Origin of the sequence: Micromonospora sp. NBC_00858 (assembly GCF_045207365.1) — a bacterium.
GTDB lineage: Bacteria > Actinomycetota > Actinomycetes > Mycobacteriales > Micromonosporaceae > Micromonospora.
On the sequence record NZ_CP108828.1, the window covers coordinates 2,878,979 to 2,899,463 of the forward strand.

Here is a 20,485-nt window from a genome sequence, read left to right on the forward strand (position 1 = left end):
CGACTGCGGGGCTCCGCTTCGCTGCACTCCTCGCGCTCACTGGCTCGCCTCGCGTACCGAGCGGGGACGCATGTCGGTCCAGACGGTGTCGATGTGCGCCAGGCACTCCTCGCGGGTGCCGGCGAACCCAGCGTCGTGCCACCCCGCCGGGAACTCCCGGTCGGCCGACCAGATCGAGTACTGCTCCTCGTCGTTGCGCACGACCAGGAATCGGGGTTCGGCCATCACTGTGCTCCATCGGTGTCGGGGGTGTGCGGTTCGGCCATCGCGACGGCGATCTTGCGAGGGCCGGTGAAGGGCTCCCGGCCGTGCGCGGCGGTCATGTTGTCGACCACCAGCACGTCGTCGCGCTGGTAGTCGAAGCGGACGCTGGCGGCCCGGTAGGCGGCGCGCAGGTGGTCCAGGACGTCGGCCGGGATCTCGCCGCCGTCGCCGTAGTAGGTGTTCGATGGCAGCCCGTCGGCGCCGAACATGGCCAGCAGCCCTTCCTGAAGGTCCTTGGCGAGGCTGCTCACGTGGAAGAAGGTGGCGTGGTTGAACCAGCGGGGAACGTCCGAGCCGGGCCGGTGGTGCACGGCGTCGCGGACCGCCCGGGTACGCAGCCCGTCGCGACCCACCCACTCCAGCGTGATCCGGTTGGCCGCCGCGTACGCCTCCACCTCGGCCCGGTCGTCGGTGCCGAACACGTGCTGCCAGTTGGCGCCGAAGTCCTCGTGGAAGTTGCGCATCAGCATCCAGCGGCGGCGGACGAACTCCTCCCGTACCGCCGGGTCGATCTCCCGGTAGACGCGGCGGATGTCGGCCAGCGGGGTGGCGCCCAGCGTCTGCGGCGCCGTGATGCAGTAGAAGAACAGCGTCAACGGCCAACGGGCCTGGTACGAGTTCTCGTTGTGCAGGAAGATCTCCTCGTCCGGCGGGTAGTCGGTCGAGGTGTACACCCGGCCCTTGATGGCGTGCCGTGGCGAGGACCGCTCGGTGTAGGTCAGCGGCTCACCGGACAGTGCCCGGACCACCCGGTCGAAGCCGTCGACTCCGCCCACGTCGAAGCCGCGGAACAACAACCCGCCCTGCTCGGCCAGGGTGGCCCGCAGCTCGGCGCGGCGCTCGGTGATCAGCTCGGTCAGCGCCCGGCCGTCGGATTCGACGACGACGGGCAGCGTGGCGATCGTGTCGCTCATTGCTCTCTACTCCTGATTTCTCGTCACGCGCGGGGCAGTCGCGGAATGGCGGGGATCGGCGCCGGGCTGGCCGGCTCGTCGGTGGTGGTGGCGCGCAGTTCCTCGATCCGGGCGGCCAGCCCGGCCACGGTGGGGGTCTCGAAGAGGCTGCGCATCGGCAGTCGCACGCCGGTCGCCCTGCGCATCGCCGCGATCAGCTGCACCGCGACCAGGGAGTTGCCGCCCAGGGCGAAGAAGTCGTCGTCGATGCCGACCTCGGCAACCCCGAGCCCGTCCTGCCACACGCGGGCGATGGTCATCTCCAGCTCGGTGCCCGGTGCGGCGCTGCCGTCGCCGGATGGGGTCGGGGCGGCGACCGCGTCGTCCCCGGCGAGGTTGTCGGTGGTGACCCGGCCGGCACGGCGGCGGATGTCGTCGACCGTCCGGGTGGCGATGACCACCTGGGCGCCGAGGCCGGCGGTGAGGCTGCGGCGGAACGCCTCCGCACCGTCCACCGGGCGGATGTCCTCGGTCGAGATCGGCGCACCCGCCCCGGAATCCGCGGTGGACGGTCCGGCCAGGCCACCGGTGACCGCACCCTGGTCCACCCGGCGCAGCACGAAGTCGCTGATCGCGACCAGCTCCCGGCCGTCCGGGTCGCGCAGCGACAGATCGGCGGCGACCACCTCGTCGGTGCCGCCGGACCGGTGCCGCAGCTCGCTGGTGAACCGTGCCGGCAGCGTGTCGCGCACCACGATCCGGCCGTACGACAGCGGCAGGTAGGTGCCGCTGCCCTGACCCCGGCCGAACGCGGTGGCCACGTCCAGCAGCGCCGGGTGCAGCCCCCAGGCGGGCAGGTCACCGACGGCCGCGGCGGGCGCCTCGACCACCGCGAGTTCGGCGCCGTCGGCCAGGTGGTGCTCGCCCAGCGCCGCCCAGCGCGGCCCGAAGGTGAGCATGCTGGTCCGCCCCCGACCGAACGACGCGTCGTCGTCGACCCGTCGTCCGGCCGGGGTCGCCGGGTGGGCCGGCGGGGCCGGCTCGTCCGTCCAGCCGGCCGAGCCGCGCACGTGGGTACGCAGTCGGCCGCCGGCGAGACTCCGCACCGCGAAGTCGGTGCCGCCGTCGTCGGCCGGCGTCAGCTCCACCCGGTACTGGGCGATGGTGCCGTCGGGCACCGCGAACGGCTCCAGGAAGACCACATCGCGCAGCTCCACGGCGGCGCCCGGTCCGGGCGCGGGCAGCGCGGCGGCCACCGCGGCCCGCACCGACTCCAGGTGGGCGGTGCCCGGTATCACCGGCACGCCGCCGATCCGGTGCTCGTCGAGCAGCCAGTGGGTGTTGGCGGAGACCAGGCCGTGCAGCACGGTCTCCGCCGGCCCGGTGACCTTCGTGGTGAGCACCGGGTGGTCGACGGCGCTGGTGACCGTGTCGCGGCCGGCCGCCCGGAACCCGGTCGGCACGGCGGTCTCCACCGCCATGCCCACCTCGGCCCAGCCGCCCCAGTTCTGCGACAGCACCGGGGCCCGCCATCCCGCGCCGGAGCGGGCGTGCGCGTCCAGGAAGGCGTTCGCGGCGCAGTAGTCGACCTGCCCGAAGCCGCCGACCAACCCGGTGATGGACGAGCAGAACACCACGAAGTCCAGCGGCAGGTCGCCGAAGACCTGGGCGAGGGCGAGGGTGCCGGCGAGCTTCGGGGCGAGCACCCGCTCGGCCTCGGCCCGTTCCTTCACCTCGGCCATCCCGCCGCCGGGCAGGCCGGCCGCGTGCACGATGCCGTCGATGCCGCCGTACGCGACCGTCGCGGCGTCGCGGACCCGGCTCAGGTCGGCCGGGTCGGTGACGTCGGCGGCGAGCACCAGCACCTCGGCGCCGGCGGCCTCCATCCGTCGGATCGCCGCGATGGCCCGACCGGCGCGGTCGTCGCCGTGCACGGCGAGGTGATCGTCCCAGCGCTCCCGCTCCGGCAGCCCGGATCGGGCCAGCAGCACCAGCTTCGCCCGGGCCCGGGTGGCGAAGTCCTCGGCCAGGGTGATGCCGATGCCGCCGAGACCACCGGTGATCACGTACCGGCCGCCGTCGCGCAGTGCGCCCGGCTCCCCCTCGGCGTCGATCGTCACCTGCTCGACGCCGGACACCCAGCGACGGCCGCCGCGCAGGGCCACCTCCGGTTCCCGGGGACGGCGCAGCTCGGCGACCACCGCCGTGGCGTCGTCGTCGGTCGGGTCGGCGTCGACCAGCCGGACAGCCAGACCGGGCAGCTCGGCGGGGAGCACCCGGACCAGCCCAGCCAGCGTGGCGTGCTCGGGGCGGCGCAGGTCGTCGCCGCGTACGTCGCCGGTGCCGGCGGTGACCAGGTCCAGCGCGAGCCCGCTCTCGTCGCCGGTCAGGCCGGCGCCGGCGAGCGCCTGCACCAGGTGCAGGGCGCTGAAGAAGCCCAGCTCCTGGGCGGCCCAGGTGGCCGCGATGTCGGTGCCGGTCGGCGCGCCGTCCAGGGTGAACGCGTGCACCAGCCGCGTCGGCGATCCACCGTCGGCGGTGAGTGCGGCGACCAGCGCGTCGTGGTCGGCGCGCACGCCGGGGCGCAACCGGTAGCCGCCGTCGGCGGCGGCGAAGGAGTCGCCAGGGCGTACCGGCACCGGGTCGGCGCCGGCGGCCCGCAGGCCGGCGAGCAGCGCGTCGCCGCGCGGACCCGCGGTCAGCACCAGGCAGCGGCCCAACGGCCCGGCCGGCGGCAGCGGCGCGGCCTGCCGCCAGACCGGCACCGCGAACCACTCGGGCAGCGGGCGCGGGCCGGACTCCACCGGGGCTGCCGCGACCGGCTCCTCCGGGTCCGGGTCGATCCAGTACCGGCGGCGCTCGAACGGGTAGCTGGGCAGCGGCACCCGGCGGGCCGTCGGGTCGGCGTCGACGCGTACCGGCAGGCCGGCGCACCAGAGCGTGGCGGCAGCGCCGAGCAGGGTCGCGAGGTCGCCGGTGCTCTCCCCGGCGCCGGGCAGGCTGCCCAGCGGGGTGAGCGCGCGCTGCTCCGGCGCTCCCTTGGCGACCTGCATCCGGGCCAGGTTGGCCAACTGCCGGCCGGGACCGCACTCGACCAGCTGCCAGGTGCCGGCCGCCAGCAGGGTGGCCACGCAGTCGCCGAAGCGGACCGGCCGGCGCAGGTGCGTCGCCCAGTACGCCGGGTCGGTGGCCTGCTCGGCGGTGATCCAGGTGCCGGTGACGTTCGACAGGAACGGCATCGTTGGCGGGCGCAGCGGCACCGCGGCCATCAGCGCGGTGAACTCGGCGAGGATCGGCTCCATCATCGGGGAGTGGAACGCGTGCGAGGTGCGCAGCATCTTGGACTTGCCCTTGAGTGTCGCGGCGAACGCCTCGACGGCGGCGGTCTCGCCGGCCACCACGCAGGTGCCCGGGCCGTTGACCGTGGCCACCGAGAGCCCTTCGGGCAGCAGTCCTGCGACGACCGACTCGTCCAGCGCGACGGCGAGCATCGACCCGGCCGGCAGCGACTGCATCAGCCGGCCCCGGGCGGCGACCACCCGCAGCGCGTCCGGCAGGCTCAGCACCCCGGCCACGGTGGCCGCGACGTACTCGCCGATGGAGTGGCCGATCATCGCGGCCGGCCGGATTCCGGCGGCCTGCCAGAGTGTGGCCAGGGCGTACTCGACGGTGAACAGCGCCGGCTGGGTGTAGCGGGTCTGGGTGAGTTTCTCCCCCGCCGCCGGGTCCCGGCCGAGGATCAGGTCGCGCACGTCCAGGCCCAGGTCGGGGCGGAGCAGTTCGGCGCACTCGTCGACGACGGCGGCGAAGCGGGGCTGCTCGGCGTAGAGCTGCGCGCCCATCCCGGCGTACTGGGCGCCCTGGCCGGAGAACAGGAACGCCACCTTCGGGGCTGGACTGTTGGTCAATGGTTTCGGTCCGCGGACCGGGGCGCGGAGGGCGGCGACCGCACCCGGGAGGTCGGTGGCTACCACGGCACGGCGGTGCGGGTACGGGTGGCGGCCGACGAGCAGGGTGTGCGCGACGTCGGCAAGGTACGCCGGTCCGGCGTCGGCGGCGCCGTCCAGGTGGGCGGCGAGGCGCTGCACCGCGGCGTCCAGGGCGCTCGGGGTGGCTGCGCTGACCTGGAGCAGGTGCGCCGGGCGCACCCGCCGCTCGGTGCGGTACGCCGCTGGCGCCTCCTCCAGCACCACGTGCGCGTTGGTGCCGCCGATGCCGAACGAGCTCACGCCGGCCCGGCGCGGCCCACCGTCGGTGTCCCACTTGGTGAGGGTGTTCGCCACGTAGAACGGGGTGTCGGCGAATTCGACGGCCGGATTCGGCGTCTCGTAGTTGATCGTCGGCGGGATCAGCCCGTGCTCCATCGCGAGCACCGTCTTGATCACGCTGACGATGCCGGAGGGCTGGCTGAGGTGGCCGATGTTCGACTTCACCGAGCCGATGCCGCACCAGCCCCGCTCGTCGGTGTCCCGGGTGTACACGGCCGAGAGCGCAGCCACCTCGATCGGGTCGCCCATCGCGGTGCCGGTGCCGTGCGCCTCGACGTAGCTGATGCTGCGCGGGTCGACGTCGGCCATCGCCACGGCCTGGGCGATCGCCGCCACCTGCCCGTCGACGCTGGGCGCGGTGAAACCGACCTTGCCGGCACCGTCGTTGTTGATCGCGTTGCCGAGCACCACAGCGCGGATGGTGTCCCCGTCGGCGATCGCGTCGGAGAGCCGCTTGAGCAGGGTCACCCCGACGCCGCTGCCCCACACGGTGCCGTTGGCGGCGGCGTCGAACGGGCGGCACCGGCCATCGGGGGACGTGAAGCCGTCCATGCCGAGGTAGCCGACGTGCGGCAGCTCGATGTTCACGCCACCGGCGAGCGCCATGTCGCACTCGCCGTTGCGCAGCGCCTCGCAGGCCAGGTGGAACGCCACCAGCGAGGTGGAACAGGCGGTGTGCACGGTCAGGCTCGGCCCGCGCAGGTCCAGCCGGTACGACACGTTGGTGGCCACGTAGTTCGGCGAGTTCCCGGTGGCGATGGAGACCGCGCCGTGCGGGTTGCCGCCGACCCGCCGGTTGCGCAGCACGTTGCGGTTCAGGTACACGTTGCCGCCGGTGCCGGCGTACACCCCGATGGCGCCGTCGTAGCGGGCTGGGTCGTAGCCGGCGTCCTCCAGCGCGGTGTGGCAGGACTCCAGGAACAGCCGGTGCTGCGGGTCGGTCAGCTCCGCCTCCCGGGCGGTCATCCCGAACAGCGTGGCGTCGAACTCGTCGTAGCCGTCGACCAGCGGGGCACGGTTGACCCAGCCCGGGTCGTCGACCTCCTCGACGGTCGAACCCCGGGCGAGCTGCTCCTCCCGGGTCAGCTCGGTGACCGACTCCACCCCGTCGACGAGGTTGCGCCAGAACTCGTGGACGTCGGCCGCGCCGGGTAGGCGCGCGGCCAGGCCGACGATCGCGATCGGTTCGATGCCCTCGTGGGGCAGCTCGGTGACGTCGTCGGGTAGGTCGACTGCGATCGGGTTGCTCATCAGACTGTCCTTCGTCACGCGGTGCCGCCTGGGCGGCGGGGAGGGATACGGCGGGTACGGCTGCGGCGGGCGGCGGCGCGCAGGGCGGCCCGGGCCAGCTCCGGCCGGTCGGCGGCACCGTCGAGGCTGGCGGCGAGCGCCCGGACGGTGGGGTGGCGGAACAGGTCGAGCATCTTGATGGACCGGCCGGTGGCGGCGATCAGCCGGGCGTGCACGGCGGCGAGCGCGAGGGAGTGCCCGCCGATGTCGAAGAAGTTGTCGGTCACCCCGACCCGGTCGCGCTCCAACACCTCCCGCCAGATCCCGGCGATCAGCTCCTCGGTCTCGGTGAGCCCGTCCGGGCCGGCGGGCATCAGGGCCGGCGGAGGGCCGGCCGCGTCGCCACCGGCGACGGTCATCGCGCCGAGCTGCGGCACCCGCACGGTGGGTCGGGGCAGCGCGGCGGCCACCTCGCGGGCCGGCGTGTCCGGCGCGGCGGCCAGCGCGCCCACCAGCTCGGCCAGGTCGGCGAGCAGGTCGTCGATGCGGGCGGGGTCGAACAGGTCCGGGTTGTAGACCACCTCGACGCCGGTACGGCCGCCTGTCTGCACCACGTAGACGGTGATGTCGAACGGTGAGCCCGGTTTGGGCACCGGCACCGGCTCGGCGGTCAGCCCGGTCAGCGTCAACCGGGGCGGCGCGAAGTTGAGCACGTTGAACAGCACCTGCACCAGCGGCGCGCGGGCGGTGTCCCGGCCGACGCCGAGGGCCTCGACGATGCGTTCCAGCGGCGCCCCGGGGTGGGCAGTGGCCTCGTGCAGCTCCCCGGCACACCGGTCGACCAGCTCGGCGAAGCTCGCCCCGCCGGTGCGAACCCGCACCGGCACCGTGTCGATGAAGAAGCCGATCACGTCGTCGAAGGCGGCCAGCCGCCGGTCGGCGACGATCGCGCCGAGCACGTGGTCGTCGCCGCCGGTGAGCCGCGCGATCAGCTCACCGAAGGCGGCCAGCAGCACCGCGGCGACCGTGGTGCCACGCCGCTCGGCCAGCTCGCGGACCGCGCGGTCGGTGTCGGCGGACAGCCGGACGGCCGCCTCCACCCCGGCGTAGGTCTGCACGGCCGGTCGGGGCCGGTCCCGGGGCAGGTCCAGCACCGTCGGTACGCCGTCCAGGTGCGCGGTCCACCAGGCCAGGTCGGTCGCGCCGCGCAGCCGGTCCCGCTCGGCCCGCCACACCGCGTAGTCGGCGTACCGGGCGGGCAGCTCCGGCAGCGCCGGCGGCTGGCCGGCCACCGCCTGGGCGTACCCGGCGGCCAGGTCGTCGTAGCAGACCCGCTCGGACCAGCCGTCGAAGACGGCGTGGTGCCAGGTGGCGGCCAGCACATGCTCGGCCGGGCCGAGCCGGTAGACGGTCACCTGCCAGGGCGGCCCGGTGGCCAGGTCGAAGGGGTGCGCGGCGCCAGCGGCGAGCATCCGGGCCAGCTCCGCCTCCGGCTCGGCGCTGCCGGTCAGGTCGACCACCGGCACCGCCACGTCGGTCGGCTCGGCGCAGACCGCGTACGGCACGCCGGCGGTCTGCGAGATCCGCCAGCGCAGCACGTCGTGCCGCTCGGCGACGGCCCGCAGCGCCGCGCTGAGCGCGGCCGTGTCCAGCGGGCCGTGCAGCCGGTGCGCCACCGCGATGTTGTACGGCGCGCTGGACGGCGCGAGCTGGTCGACGAACCAGAGTCGGCGCTGCGGCGGGGAGAGGGTGGGCGGGTTGCCGGTGCTCAGTCCGTCGGCGCCGACCGGCGCGGCGGCCACCCGCTCGGCCAGTCGGCCGAAGGTGCGCTGGGTGAACACCTCGCGGGTGTCGAGCTGCCGGCCCAGCTCGGCGCGGAGCGCCGCGACCAGGCGCATCGCCGCGATGGAGTTGCCGCCAGCGGCGAGGAAGTCGGTCGCCGGCTCGGGTGCCGCGCCGAGCAGCCGGGTCCAGATGCCGGCCACCGCCGCCACCACGGACCCACCTGTGGCATCAGGCGTGCGGTCGTCCACAGTCGACGTGGTACGGGCGGCGGCGGCCAGCGCGCGCAGCGTCGGCCGGTCCAGCTTGCCGCTGACCGGGCTGACCGGCAGCGTGGCGTGACGCAGCACCCGGGCCGGCAGCATCGCCGTGGTCAGCCGACTGCCGGCGTACGCCCGCAGCCGGCCATCGTCGGGCGCGTCCGCCGGGCTGAGGAACGCGACCAGCTCGACGCCGGCCGGGCCGGGCACCGCCTCGACCGCCACCCCGGTCACCCCGGGCAGGTCGGCCAGCACGGCCTCCACCTCGCCCAGCTCGATGCGCTGCCCACGGATCTTGACCTGCCGGTCGACCCGGCCGAGGTAGACGATCCGGCCGTCCGGGTCGTGGCGCACCAGGTCGCCGGTGCGGTACAGCCGCTCGCCGGGCAGCCCGGAGAACGGGTCCGGGACGAACCGCTCGGCGGTCAGCGCCGGCTGGCCCAGATAGCCGTCGGCCAGCCCGGGCCCGCCGATCAGCAGCTCACCTGTCTCGCCCGGCGGCACCGGGTCCAGCGCGGCGTCCACCACGTACGCCCGGTGGTTGGGCAGTGGCCGGCCGATCGGCATCGGATCGGTCTCGGTGGCGCTCAACGGGCCGCTGACCGCCAGCACCGTCGTCTCGGTGGGGCCGTAGCCGTTGAGGAAGCGCCGCCCGGGTGCCCACCGGGCGACCAGCGCGGCCGGCACCGCCTCGCCGCCGCAGAGCACGGTACGCCAGTCGGGCAGCTCGGCCGGGTCCAGCATGGACAGGACGGTGGGCGTGATGAAGCCCCAGTTGACCTCGTGCGCGGCGATGAACCGGGCCAGCCGGACCGGATCGGCGCGGTCCTCGGCGCCGAGCAGCTGCACCGAGCCGCCGAGCAGCAGCGGCACGAACAGGTCCATGGTGGCCGCGTCGAAGCCGAGCGAGGCGATGCCGAGGCTGCGTACGTCGGCGCCGGCGCCGGTGAGCGCGACCACGCCGGTGACGAACTCGACCACGTTGCGGTGACTGGTGAGCACGCCCTTCGGTCGGCCCGTCGAGCCCGAGGTGAACAGCACGTACGCCGGGTCGCCCGGGCGGGCCGGGCAGGGCGTGAGTGGGGCCGGGCCGGGCAGCCCGACCGCCTCGATGCCGGGCGCGTCGCCGAACTCCGCCTCGGCGGCGTCGCCGACCACCAGGGACACGCCCGCGTCGGCGGCGATCCCGCGCAGCCGCCGACGCGGGCCTCCCGGCTCCAGCGGCACGTAGCAGCCGCCGGCCAGCAACACCCCCAGTACGGTGGCGACCAGCTCGGGCCGGCGGGCGCCACACACCCCCACCCGGGTCTGCCGGCCGACGCCCCGGGCACGCAGCGCGGCGGCCACCCCGGCGGCCAGGGACAGCAGCTCGGCGTAGCTGAGCCGGCTGTCCCACTGGCGCACCGCCACCGCGTCCGGTGTCCGGGCGGCCTGTGCGACCACCAGCTCGGCGATCGTCGCGTCCGGCCAGGGCAGCGGCTCGCCCCGTATCGCGCTGATGGACAGGATGTCGGTCACCGGTTCCCCCCGGGGTAGCTGCTCGGATCGGTGATCTGCAGGCGCAGCTCGCTGACGTAGGCGCGGCCCGCCGCGTCGGTCACCCAGCTGTCGGTCGGCGTCGGCAACAGCTCGCTGACCACGAGCGTCACGTCCGGCCCGCTGCGGGCGGCGGCGTCGACCATCGCGCACAGCGACTGGGCGTAGAGCGGGCCGGTCAGGTCGACGTAGCAGGGTTTGACCTCGGTGCCGACCTTCACGAACACCTGCTCGGGCAGGCCGAGCCGACCCCGCCAGCGGCGTACCGCGAGGAACCGCGCCGCCTCCCCGGTCACCCCGGCCAGGCCGCTCTCCTCGACCGTGGTCCGCCAGGTGCGTCGGGCCACGACCAGCCGGTCGATGGTGATCCTGGGCGTGTGCGGTGCCGGGTCGAGCAGCTTGAAGGCGTCCACCAGCAGCGAACCGAGCAGGTTGGCGAAGACCTCCATGAGCGGCCACCGGCTGCCGTCGGGCAGCACCACGGCCAGCCGGTCGCCGTCCGGCACCACCCGCACCTCGGTCGCCGGGACCAACCGGTCGACCTCGCCGCCCCGGGCGGTGTCGATGCCGAGCTGCCGGTCGGCGGGGCTGGTCAGCCCGTACGTGGTGCGGGTGGTGACGCGGGGGAAGCCCTCCGGGTAGAGCACCCGGACCCGGGCGGAGCCGAGGTCGGTGTCCAACCCGGCGCGCAGCGCCGCCGGGTCGGGGTGGAACGGCACGAACACCGCGCTGTCGAAGGTGGCGTTGGCCGGGTGCAGCTCGCCGAGCACGAGCAGGAACTCGCCCCGGTTCAGCGCGGCCAGGTCGGTGGCGCTGATCTGCACGTCCGGACTGTGGATCCGGGCCGACGGCCAGCCGGGCGCGCTCGCCGGGAACACCCGCCGGACCCGGTCGGCCAGCTCCACGCCGCGCAGCCGCAACTCGGGCTGCCCGGGTGGCAGCGCGGCCAGGTCGAACAGGTCCGCCCAGCGGGCGGTGAAGCCGGCGGTGGTGGCGGCCAGCGGACCGTCCTGGGCCATCAGCAGCCCCTGGGCCAGGGACCAGACGTCGGCCAACCGCACCGGCCCGTCGGCGCGCAGCTCCTCGTACAGCTCGGCGAAGATCCGCTCGCAGGCGGCGCCGATCTCGGCGGTCAGCCAGCGGGCCGCCTGGAGCACCACGGCCAGCGGCGTGGCGAGCGCGGCGAGCACCTCGGCGCCCACGCTGACGGTGAGGTCCCGGGCGCTCTCCTCGTAGGCGACCGTGCGGCCGACGTACATCTGACCGGCCTGCCGGGTGGCGGGTCGTCCGGTGACGGCGGTGAACTCCGCGTTCAGCACGGCCAGCGCGGCACCGAGCCGGTCCGGGTCTCCGGCGCTCGCGGCGACCTCGTCGCAGGCCGCGCAGAGCCGTTCGAAGCCGGCGCTCACCTCGGCGTGCAGCGCGAGATCGCCGATCGCGGCCAGCCTTTCGCGCAGCACCTGCTCGGCCCGGGGACTGATCGGCAGGCCGGCGTCCCAGGTCAGCAGGCCACGCTCGACCAGCCGGTCGAGCAGCAGGAAGCCGTCGGCATCGGTGCGCAGCCCGGCGTCGCCGTCCGCGCGGACCCGCTCGACCAGGCGTACGGCCGGGGTGCGCCCGTCGCAGGAGGCCAGCAACCGTGCGTCGAGGGCGGACAGCTCGACCGGCGGGTGCAGCGGCCGGTGCAGCCACCGACCCGTCACGCTCAGGTGCGGCGGCAGCGCCGGCGCCCACCAGCGGCGCACGGCCGGGTCGTCGGCGAGCCGGTCGGCGTACGCGATCAGCGCCCACGCCTCGAAGTGGACCTCGCGCCGGGACACCAGCCCCGGTCCCGGCCACAGCCGGGTCGCCGGGTCGGCGGGGTCGAAAGTGCCCCAGCAGACCGGGCCGAAGAACCCGATCGTCTCGGCCTTTCCGCAGTAGCGCTGCCAGTAGCGCAGCAGGCTCAGCTCGCGCTTGCGCCGCCGGACGTTGCGCACCATCGGGTCGGTCCGCAGCAGCCCGTCCAGGGCGATCAGCATCTCCGGGTTCTGCCAGGTGACCGCCTCACGCAGCAGCGGGTCGGCGGCGATCCGGCCGGCGGCCGCCGAGGAGTCGGCCAGCGCCACGGCGAACGCCTTGTCGAACATCTCGTCGGCACCGCTGCCGGCACTCGCCCGCCCGTCGGCGGTCTCCTCGGCGGCCAGCAGCGCATCGGCGGCACCGGCGGCGTCCGGGGCGGCGAAGGCGGCCAGTCCGTCGGCCGGGAAGCCGGCGGTGCGCAGCACCATGTGGCGCCACACCGACCAACCCGTGTCGCCCAGGGGCAGCAGGTGGTTCATCGGGCCGACTCCGACTCGTCGGTGTCCACGATGTGCAGCCGCAACTCGCTGAAGTAGCGCCGGCCGGCCGCGTCGGGCACCCAGGCGTCCTGCGCGGTGGGCAGCATCTCGCTGACCACCAGGGTCGTGTCGTCGCCGCCGTCCCGATCGGCCGCCCGGACCATCGCGCAGAACATGTTGGCGAAGGCGGGGCTGCTCAGGTCGACGAAGCACGGCTTGGTCTCGGTGCCGAGCTTGATGTACACCTGCTCCGGCAGGCCCAGCCGACGCCGCCAGTCCCGCACGGCCAGGAAGCGGGCCTGCTCCCCCGTCACCGCGCCGAGCCCACTCGCGCCGACGGTGGTCCGCCAGGTCTGCCGGGCCACCACCAGACGATCCAGCGTGATCCGCGGGGTGTACGGCGCGGCGGCGACGAGCTTGAACCCGTCCACGGCGTGCGTGCTGAGCAGGCCGGCGCAGACCTCGGTCAGCGGCCAGTGCTGCCCGTCGGCGCCGGTGACCACCAGCCGGCCGTCCTCATCCCGCACGGTCAGCGCCACGGTGGGCAGCACCCGTTCCGGCTCGGCGTTGGGCGCGGGCGCGAACGCCAACTGTCGGTCGGTCGGGCCGATCAGCGCCTCGGCGACCCGGCTGGTGCGCCGCGGCCAGTCGGTGGGAAAGAGCAGCCGGATCCGGTCCGGGCCGAGATCAGCCTCCAGCGCGGCGCGCAGCCGCTCGACGTCCGGATGCGCGGCGGTGAAGACGTGACAGTCGAACGACGACCAGGCGGCGTGCATCTCGCCGAGCACGACGGTGTAGTCACCGCGGGCCAGCGCGTCCGCGTCCGCCGCACAGATCTGCAGGTCGGGGCTGTGCAGCCGGGCGTTGGACCAGCCCGGCCGGACGGTCGGGAAGACCTCGTCGACCCGGGCGGCGAGGTCCGCCACGTCCAGCCGCACGTCGGTGCTGCCCGGTGGCAGGTCGGCCAGCCCGAACAGCCCGGCCCAGCGGGCGGCGAACTCGCTGGCCACCGCGTCGACCGGGCGCGGCCCGCTGCCCCAGAAGAGGCCCTGCACCAGGAACCACAGGTCGGACAGGGCCACCGGGGCCTCGCCGGCCTCGGCGCGCAGCTCGTCGTACAGCTCCCGGAACACCGCCCCGTACGCCTCGTCCAGCGCACCGGCCAGCCAGCGGGCGGCCCGCAGCAGCACGGCCAGCGGCGCGGCGATGTCGTCCAGCAGTGGCGCGCCGAAGACCACGTCCAGGTCCCGGCTGGTGTCCTCGTAGCAGAGCGTCCGGCCGGCGTACATCTGCCCGGCCCGGCGCTGCGCCGGCTGCCCGGTGAGGTCGGTGAACGTCTCGTCGAGCGCGTCCAGGGCGGCGCGCAGCCGGTCCGGGTCGCCGGCCGCGACGGCGACCGCGTCCCGCGCGGCGCACAGCCGGTCGAAGCCGGCCTGGGCGGCGGCCCGGGCCGGGGCGTCGCCAACCTCCGTGATCCGCTGCCGCAGCACCTCCTCGGCGGCGGGGCTCACCGGCAGGGCGGCGTCCCAGGTGGCCAGCTCCCGCTCCACCAACCGGTCGAGCAGCGCGTACCCGTCCTCCGGTCGGCGCAACCCGATGGCCGGGTCGGTGACCAGGTCGCGCGCCGGGCGGCGGCCGTCGGCGGCGGCGAGCAGCGCCGCCTCGACCGGGGTCAGCGGGACGGGCGGCCGGCCCGGACGGCGCACCTCCCGGCCGGCGAGGCTCAGCTGCGGGGCCAGCCGTGGCGCCCACCAGCGGCGAACCGCCAGGTCGCCACCGATCCGCCGCGCGTACTCGGTCAGCGCCCAGGACTCGAACCACACCCAGCGGCGGCGGGTCAGTGCCGCGCCCGCGCGCACCTCGGCGGCGACCGGCAACTCCGGGTCGACGGTGACCCAGCAGCTCGGGCCGAAGAACCCGACGGTCTCGTTCTTGCCGCAGTAGCGCTGCCAGTACTTCAGCAGGGCGCGTTCCCGGTCCCGCCGGCGGACGTTGCGGGGGGCGTCCGGGCCGCTCCGGACCAGCCCGTCCAGGGCGACCAGCGCGCCCCGGTTCTGCCAGGTGACCGCCTCGCGCAGCAGCGGGTCGGCAGCCAGCTCGGTGATCCGCCGTCCGGTGGTGGACACCGCCTCGGCGAACTCCTTGTCGAACAGTTCGGCGCCGACGCCGGTGGCCAGCAGCTCGTCCGCGGCGGCGGCGGCCTGCGGGGCGGCCAGCAGGGTCAGCCCGTCGGCCGGAAAGCCGGTGCTGCGCAGGATGGCGTCACGCCACACCGACCAGCCGGTGTCACCGAGCGGCACCCGGTGCCCGTCAGCCGTGCCGCTGGCGGCGGCGAGCGTCCCGGCCCGGCCCCGGTCGCCACCGACGGTGGCCCGGTCGGCTGCTCGGTCGGCGGTGAGCGCGGCGGCGGTCAGGTCGGCGCGGATCGCGGTGGCCAGCTCGGGCAGCGCGTCGTGGAGGAAGAAGTGCCCGCCGTCCAGCTCGTGCAGGGTGAATTCGGCGGTGGTGTGCTCCCGCCAGGCGGCGCTCTGCTCGCGGGTCACCGCCCGGTCGTTGCGACCGCTGAACGCGACGATCGGCACCGGCAGCGGCTCCTCGGGCTGGTACCGGTAGCCGTCCACCCGTTCGAAGTCGGCGCGCAGCAGCGGCAGGAGCAACTCGACCAGCTCGGGATGCTCCAGCACCCCGACGGGCAGCCCGCCGCCGGCCCGCAGCCGGCGCAGCAGCTCCTCATCGTCCACCCGGGACAGCCCGTCGAAGGCGCTGGGCTCGGTGACGTGTGGCGCGCGGGCGCCGCCGACGTAGAGCCGCAGCGGCAACGGGAGCCCGGCGCGGCGCAGCTCGCGGACCACCTCGAAGCCGAGCCGACCGCCCATCGAGTGGCCGTAGAGGGCGTACGGGCCCGCGGCCCGCCCGGCGATGGCGGTCGCCACGTCGACCACCCGGAAGCGGGGGTCCTCGCTGATCCGGTTCTCCCGGCCGGGTAGCTGCACCGGCAGCACCTCGATGTCGGGGCCGAACCGGTCCGGGAATGCGCGGAACGCGCTGGCGCCGGCGCCAGCGTAGGGCAGGCAGAACAACTGCACCGGCGCCGGATCGCGGCTGCCGGCGGAGAGGAACCAGTTCACCGCACACCTTTCTGAGGGGGGTCGATCCAGTACCGCTGCCGCTGGAAGGGGTAGGTGGGCAGCGAGGTGCGTCGGATGCCGCCGGCCGGGTGCAGGGCCGTCCAGTCGAGGTCCCGGCCGGCCACCCAGTCGGCGGCGAGCTCGCGCAGCGCACCGGCCGGGCCGGCCACCCGGGCGTCGGTGCTCAGCAGCTCGTCCAGCGCGGCGACCGCCGCGGCCGGGTCGGTGGCGATCACGGCCGCCCGGCAGCCGAACTCGCGCCGGCCCAACGCCAGCGTCGCGGCGACCTCGGCCAGGGTGGGGGCGGTGCCGGCCAGGTGCCGCCGCAGCCGGGTCAGCGCCGCGCGCAGCGCCACCGGGGTACGCGCCGAGACCGGCAGCAGCTGCGCGCCGGCCGGCCCGGCGTCGACCGGCTCGACCGGGGGCGGTTGCTCCACCACGACGTGCGCGTTGGTGCCGCCCAGGCCGAACGAGCTGACCCCGGCGACCCGGCGCGGCGCGTCCGGCCAGTCGCGCACCTTGGTCGGTACGTAGAACGGGCCGGCGGCCAGGTCGATCTCCGGGTGCGGGCGGGTGAAGTGCAGGTTCGGCGGGATGACGCCGTGCTGCACGGCGAGCACCGTCTTGATCAGCCCGGCGATGCCGGCGGCGGCGTCGAGGTGGCCGATGGTGGTCTTCACCGAGCCGAGCGCGCAGGTCTCGGCGGGCGCGGCGCCCTGGTACACCTCGTGCAACGCGGCCACCTCGATGGCGTCGCCGAGCGGGGTGCCGCTGCCGTGCGCCTCGATGAAGCGGACCTCGCCGGGTGCGACCTCGGCGGCGGCGAGCGCGCCGGCCACCGCGGCCGCCTGCCCGGCCGGCCCGGGCACGGCGTAGCCGGCCCGGTCGGCGCCGTCGTTGGTGACCGCCCAGCCAGGCAGGATCGCGAGGACCCGGTCACCGTCGGCCTGCGCGTCGGCGAGCCGGCGCAGCGCCACCACGCCGACACCGGAGCCGAAGCCGGCGCCCTGGGCGGCCTCGTCGAAGGCCCGGCAGCGGCCGTCCGGTGAGGCCAGGCCGCCGGGGGTGTGCCGGTGCCGGGGCCAGGTCACGCTCACACCGCCGGCCAGGGCGATGTCGCACTGGTAGTCGGCCAGGCTCTGCGCGGCGAGGCACACCGCGACCAGCGAGCTGGAGCAGGCGCTCTGCACCGCCACCGCCGGCCCGGTCAGACCCAGCCGGTACGCGACCTGGCCGGGCAGGTGGTCGGTGAGCTGCCGGCCGACCAGCCGGGCCTCCCAGTCGTCCGGGTCGACGTCGCCGACCACGGCCGGATTGTCCATGAGGTGGAACAGGAAGTAGCGGTTGACGGAGGTGGCGCCGTACACGCCGACCAGGCCGGGGAACCGGGCCGGATCGTGCCCGGCATCCTCCAGCGCCTCCCACGCGGTCTCCAGGAACAGCCGGTGCTGCGGGTCGGTACGGGCGGCCTCCCGCTCGCCGAAGGCGAAGAACTCCGCGTCGAAGTCGGCGACCCCGTCGAGCCGGCCGGTGGCCTTGACGTGCCGGGGGTCGGCGCGCAGCCCCGGGCCGACGCCCAGCGCGGCCAACTCCTCGTCGCTGTGATGGTGGATGGCATCCATGCCGGCGCACAGGTTCCACCAGAAGGTGGCCGCGTCCGGCGCGCCGGGGAACCGGCCGGCGAGACCGACCACCGCGATCTCGTCACCGGTGTACTCACGCACACCGACCGGCGCGGCGGACGGGCCGGCGGCGCTCGGCGGCGCGGTGGGCGGGGCCTGTGCCGTGACAACCGCCGGTGCCGGCAGGGCGGCCGAGGTCGGCAGGGCGCCCGGGGTCGGCAGGGTGGCCGGGGTCGGCAGGGCGGCGCCCGGGGTCGGCAGGCTCGCCGGTGCTGGCGGGTCGACCAGCCGGGCCTGGGCGGCGACCGTCGGGTGGTCGAAGAGCCGCAGCAGGGGCAGCCGGACGCCGAACCGTTCGGCCAGCCGCTGCTGCACCTGGCCCAGCAACAGGGACTGCCCGCCGACGTCGAAGAAGCTGTCGGTGCGGCCGACCGCGTCCCGGTCGAGCACGGCGCACCAGATGTCGTGCACGATCCGCTCGGTGGGGGTGGCCGGTAGGTCCCCGGCGGGCACGGCCCGGGCCGGGTCCGGCAGTGCCCGCTCGTCGACCTTCCCGCTGACGGTCAGAGGGAACTCCGCGACCGGCACGACGGCGCGGGGCAGCGCGTACTCGGGTAGTTGCCGGGCCAGGGCGGCCCGTAGCGCCGCCGGGTCGACCGGCGTCCCGGCCGGACGGACGTACGCCAGCAGCTCGCCGTCGCGCGCGATGGCCCGCACCTCGGCGATGCCCGGCTCGGCGGCGAGCACCGCCTCGATCTCGGTCAGTTCGACCCGGAACCCGCGCACCTTGACCTGCCGGTCGAGCCGGCCGAGACAGCGCAGCTCGCCGGTGGGCAGCAGCTCACCCAGGTCGCCCGTGCGGTACACCGGCACACCGTCGGGGTCGTGGCCGAACCGGTCGCTGTCCTGGTCGAGGTAGCCGGGTGCGAGGTGTCCACTGCGCACCACGATCTCGCCGTCCGGAGCCAGCCGCAGCGCGTACCCGGGCAGGGCGGTGCCGACCGGCAGCGGACCGGTGGCCGTGCGGTCGACGTCGGCCAGCGGCAGCGCGTACCGGGCGGCGAAGGTGAATTCGGTGGCCCCGTAGCCGTTGACCAGCACGCAGCCCGGTGCGAAGCGGCCCCGGGCGCGGGCGGCGTCGGTGTAGCTGGCCTGTTCGCCGCCGAGCAGCACCACCCGGACCCGGTCCAGCCGCTCGACGCCCGGGGTGTCCAGCAGGTACCGGTAGACGGTCGGGGTGGAGTGGTAGATCGTGACGCCGTGCCGGGCCAACTGCTCGGCGGCGTACGCCAGGCCGTGCCGGCGCAGGTCGACCGGGACGACGGCGGCACCGGTGAGGAGCGCCGGGTACAGGTCGGGGATGGCGGCGTCGAAGCTGAACGAGGCGAGCAGGCTGAGCCGGTCATCTGGCCGCAGGTCGAGGGTGGCGATCTGGTTGTCCACCACGTGCGTCAGGTTGCGGTGGCTCTGCCCGACCGCCTTGGGTCGCCCGGTGGAGCCGGAGGTGAACAGCACGTACGCGAGCGCGTCCGGGTCCACCGGCACCGGTCGCAGCGGCGCGGCCCGCACGTCGACGGCCGGGACGACCCGCAGGCCGGGCCGGTCGGCGGCGAGCCGCCGGGCCAGTTCGGTGTGCTCGCCACCGCAGAGCAGGACGGTCACCTCGGCACCGTCGAGCAGGTGTCGCAGCCGCTGCTCCGGGAACCCGGGGTCGAGTGGCACGTAGGTGGCCCCGGCGGCGAGCGTGCCGAGGATGGCGGCAATGGTGCCGGCACCGTGCCCGGTCAGCAGGCCGACCCGGACGCCGGGCCGGACACCGGCCGCGGCCAGCAGCTCGGCGTGCCCACCGGCCAGGCCGGCGAGACCGGCGTAGTGGAGCGGGCCGGTGTCGCCGAGCACGGCGGGATGGTCGGGGCAGGCGGCAGCGGCATCGCCGAAGCGATGGATCAGCGTCGAGGTGCCCATCTCAGGAGGCGCACACCGTCGCTCCACAACAGACGGACGCGCAGCAATCGACAGCCAAGATCATGATCCCCCCCAGGACGTCACAATGGAAGGAGCATATGGCTCGATGCATGCCGCGAAAGATCATCGACTAGAGTCGACCCGAAGGGGCTATCGACGACTCCGACGAGGGACGGCGAATATCGTCCGATCATCCCCCTGGCGCGGCGCGCAATTTTCGCCTAAAGCGTCAACCGGCAACCATTTTTCCGGTTGCATTTCATTTGCGCAGTGGAATTTCCCGGTCAATAGCACCTGGTCCGAATAGCGACATCAAAACGTTCAATCCCCGACAGATGGCGGCGCAACGGGCGCGACTCCGCCGTCCGGATCGCGCGGCAACCCCGCCACCATCTCCCGGAACTCCCGCACCGTGACCGCCTCGCGCAGCGTCGCGAACACCGCGCCCGTGCCGGCTCGGGCGGTCGCCTCGTCGACCCCGGCCCGCTCCCCCACCAGACGCAGAAACTCCGCCGGTCCGGCGGCCACCGGCGGCCCTGCCGCGGCTCGATCCGTTCCGCCCACATAGCCGTTCAGCTCGTCCGGGAGCTGTCCGGCCAGGTCGGCCGTCGGACAGCCGGTCACCCGTTCGGCCATCGTCTGGAGCACGGCACGAGCCACCACGGCGGCCTGCTCGGTTGGCAGCCCGGAGCGCCGGGACACTGCGTCGATGAAGCGGGGGAACCGCACGCCGCCCTCCTGTCCGCCACGGGACCCGCGCTTACCCGGGCGCGGTCGCGGCAAACGGCGACCCGGTCAGCGCAGCAGGCCCACGGCCCGCAGGTGGTCGAAGATGAGGTGGTCGACCGGCGAGGTGCGGTGCCGGTCGGCGTACCCGAGCCAGGCCGTCTCGGCGATCTCGTTGGCCGGCCGCAACTGCCCCTCGTATCCGGCCCGATAGCAGGTCATCCGCACGGTGGTGCCGGCCGCGTGGCCGTGCGCCTGGGCGCTGAACGTGCCCAGGTGCGCCGCACCGCCCACGTCGACCGTGACGCTCAGCTCCTCCTCGACCTCCCGGCGCAGGGTGTCCAGGTCGGTCTCCCCCGGCTCGCGCTTGCCACCCGGCAGGTACCACACGTCCTTGCCCCGGGACCGGGTGCTCAGCACCAGCCCGTCCTCGATGAGGATCCAGGCCACCTTGTCGATCTCGGACACGCCACCCCTCCCGCCGCTGGGA

General features: G+C 75.0%; 9 protein-coding genes. All 9 read right to left on the bottom strand.

Going from position 1 to position 20,485, the window contains the following annotated elements; genetic code table 11:
• Window positions 1–36: 36 nt before the first annotated feature.
• The gene (locus OG990_RS13605) at window positions 37–225 is read right to left on the bottom strand and encodes an MbtH family protein (RefSeq protein ID WP_406080753.1); all 189 of its coding nucleotides are present in this window, start codon (window positions 223–225) and stop codon (window positions 37–39) included.
• A complete protein-coding gene (locus OG990_RS13610; protein ID WP_355602684.1) occupies window positions 225–1,178 on the bottom strand; it encodes a TauD/TfdA family dioxygenase in 954 nt (317 codons plus the stop codon). Before OG990_RS13610 ends, OG990_RS13605 begins: the two co-directional genes overlap by 1 nt.
• Before the next feature lie 23 nt (window positions 1,179–1,201).
• Window positions 1,202–6,676, bottom strand: coding sequence for an SDR family NAD(P)-dependent oxidoreductase (locus OG990_RS13615; protein ID WP_406080754.1), 5,475 nt, complete (start codon window positions 6,674–6,676; stop codon window positions 1,202–1,204).
• 14 nt (window positions 6,677–6,690) lie between these two features.
• Window positions 6,691–10,215 carry an amino acid adenylation domain-containing protein gene (locus OG990_RS13620; RefSeq protein ID WP_406080755.1) on the bottom strand — a complete coding sequence of 1,175 codons (3,525 nt, stop codon included), beginning with the start codon at window positions 10,213–10,215 and terminating at the stop codon, window positions 6,691–6,693.
• The gene (locus tag OG990_RS13625) at window positions 10,212–12,554 is read right to left on the bottom strand and encodes a lantibiotic dehydratase (protein ID WP_406080757.1); all 2,343 of its coding nucleotides are present in this window, start codon (window positions 12,552–12,554) and stop codon (window positions 10,212–10,214) included. The genes OG990_RS13620 and OG990_RS13625 overlap by 4 nt, the downstream gene beginning before the upstream one ends.
• Window positions 12,551–15,682, bottom strand: coding sequence for a thioesterase domain-containing protein (locus OG990_RS13630; RefSeq protein WP_406080759.1), 3,132 nt, complete (start codon window positions 15,680–15,682; stop codon window positions 12,551–12,553). The genes OG990_RS13625 and OG990_RS13630 overlap by 4 nt, the downstream gene beginning before the upstream one ends.
• Window positions 15,679–19,269 carry an AMP-binding protein gene (locus OG990_RS13635; RefSeq protein WP_406080760.1) on the bottom strand — a complete coding sequence of 1,197 codons (3,591 nt, stop codon included), beginning with the start codon at window positions 19,267–19,269 and terminating at the stop codon, window positions 15,679–15,681. The genes OG990_RS13630 and OG990_RS13635 overlap by 4 nt, the downstream gene beginning before the upstream one ends.
• Before the next feature lie 321 nt (window positions 19,270–19,590).
• Complete coding sequence (locus OG990_RS13640; protein ID WP_386992114.1) at window positions 19,591–19,998, bottom strand: DUF2267 domain-containing protein; 408 nt, start codon at window positions 19,996–19,998, stop codon at window positions 19,591–19,593.
• Between the two features lie 66 nt (window positions 19,999–20,064).
• Window positions 20,065–20,463, bottom strand: coding sequence for an NUDIX domain-containing protein (locus OG990_RS13645; protein WP_386992116.1), 399 nt, complete (start codon window positions 20,461–20,463; stop codon window positions 20,065–20,067).
• Between the last annotated feature and the right edge of the window lie 22 nt (window positions 20,464–20,485).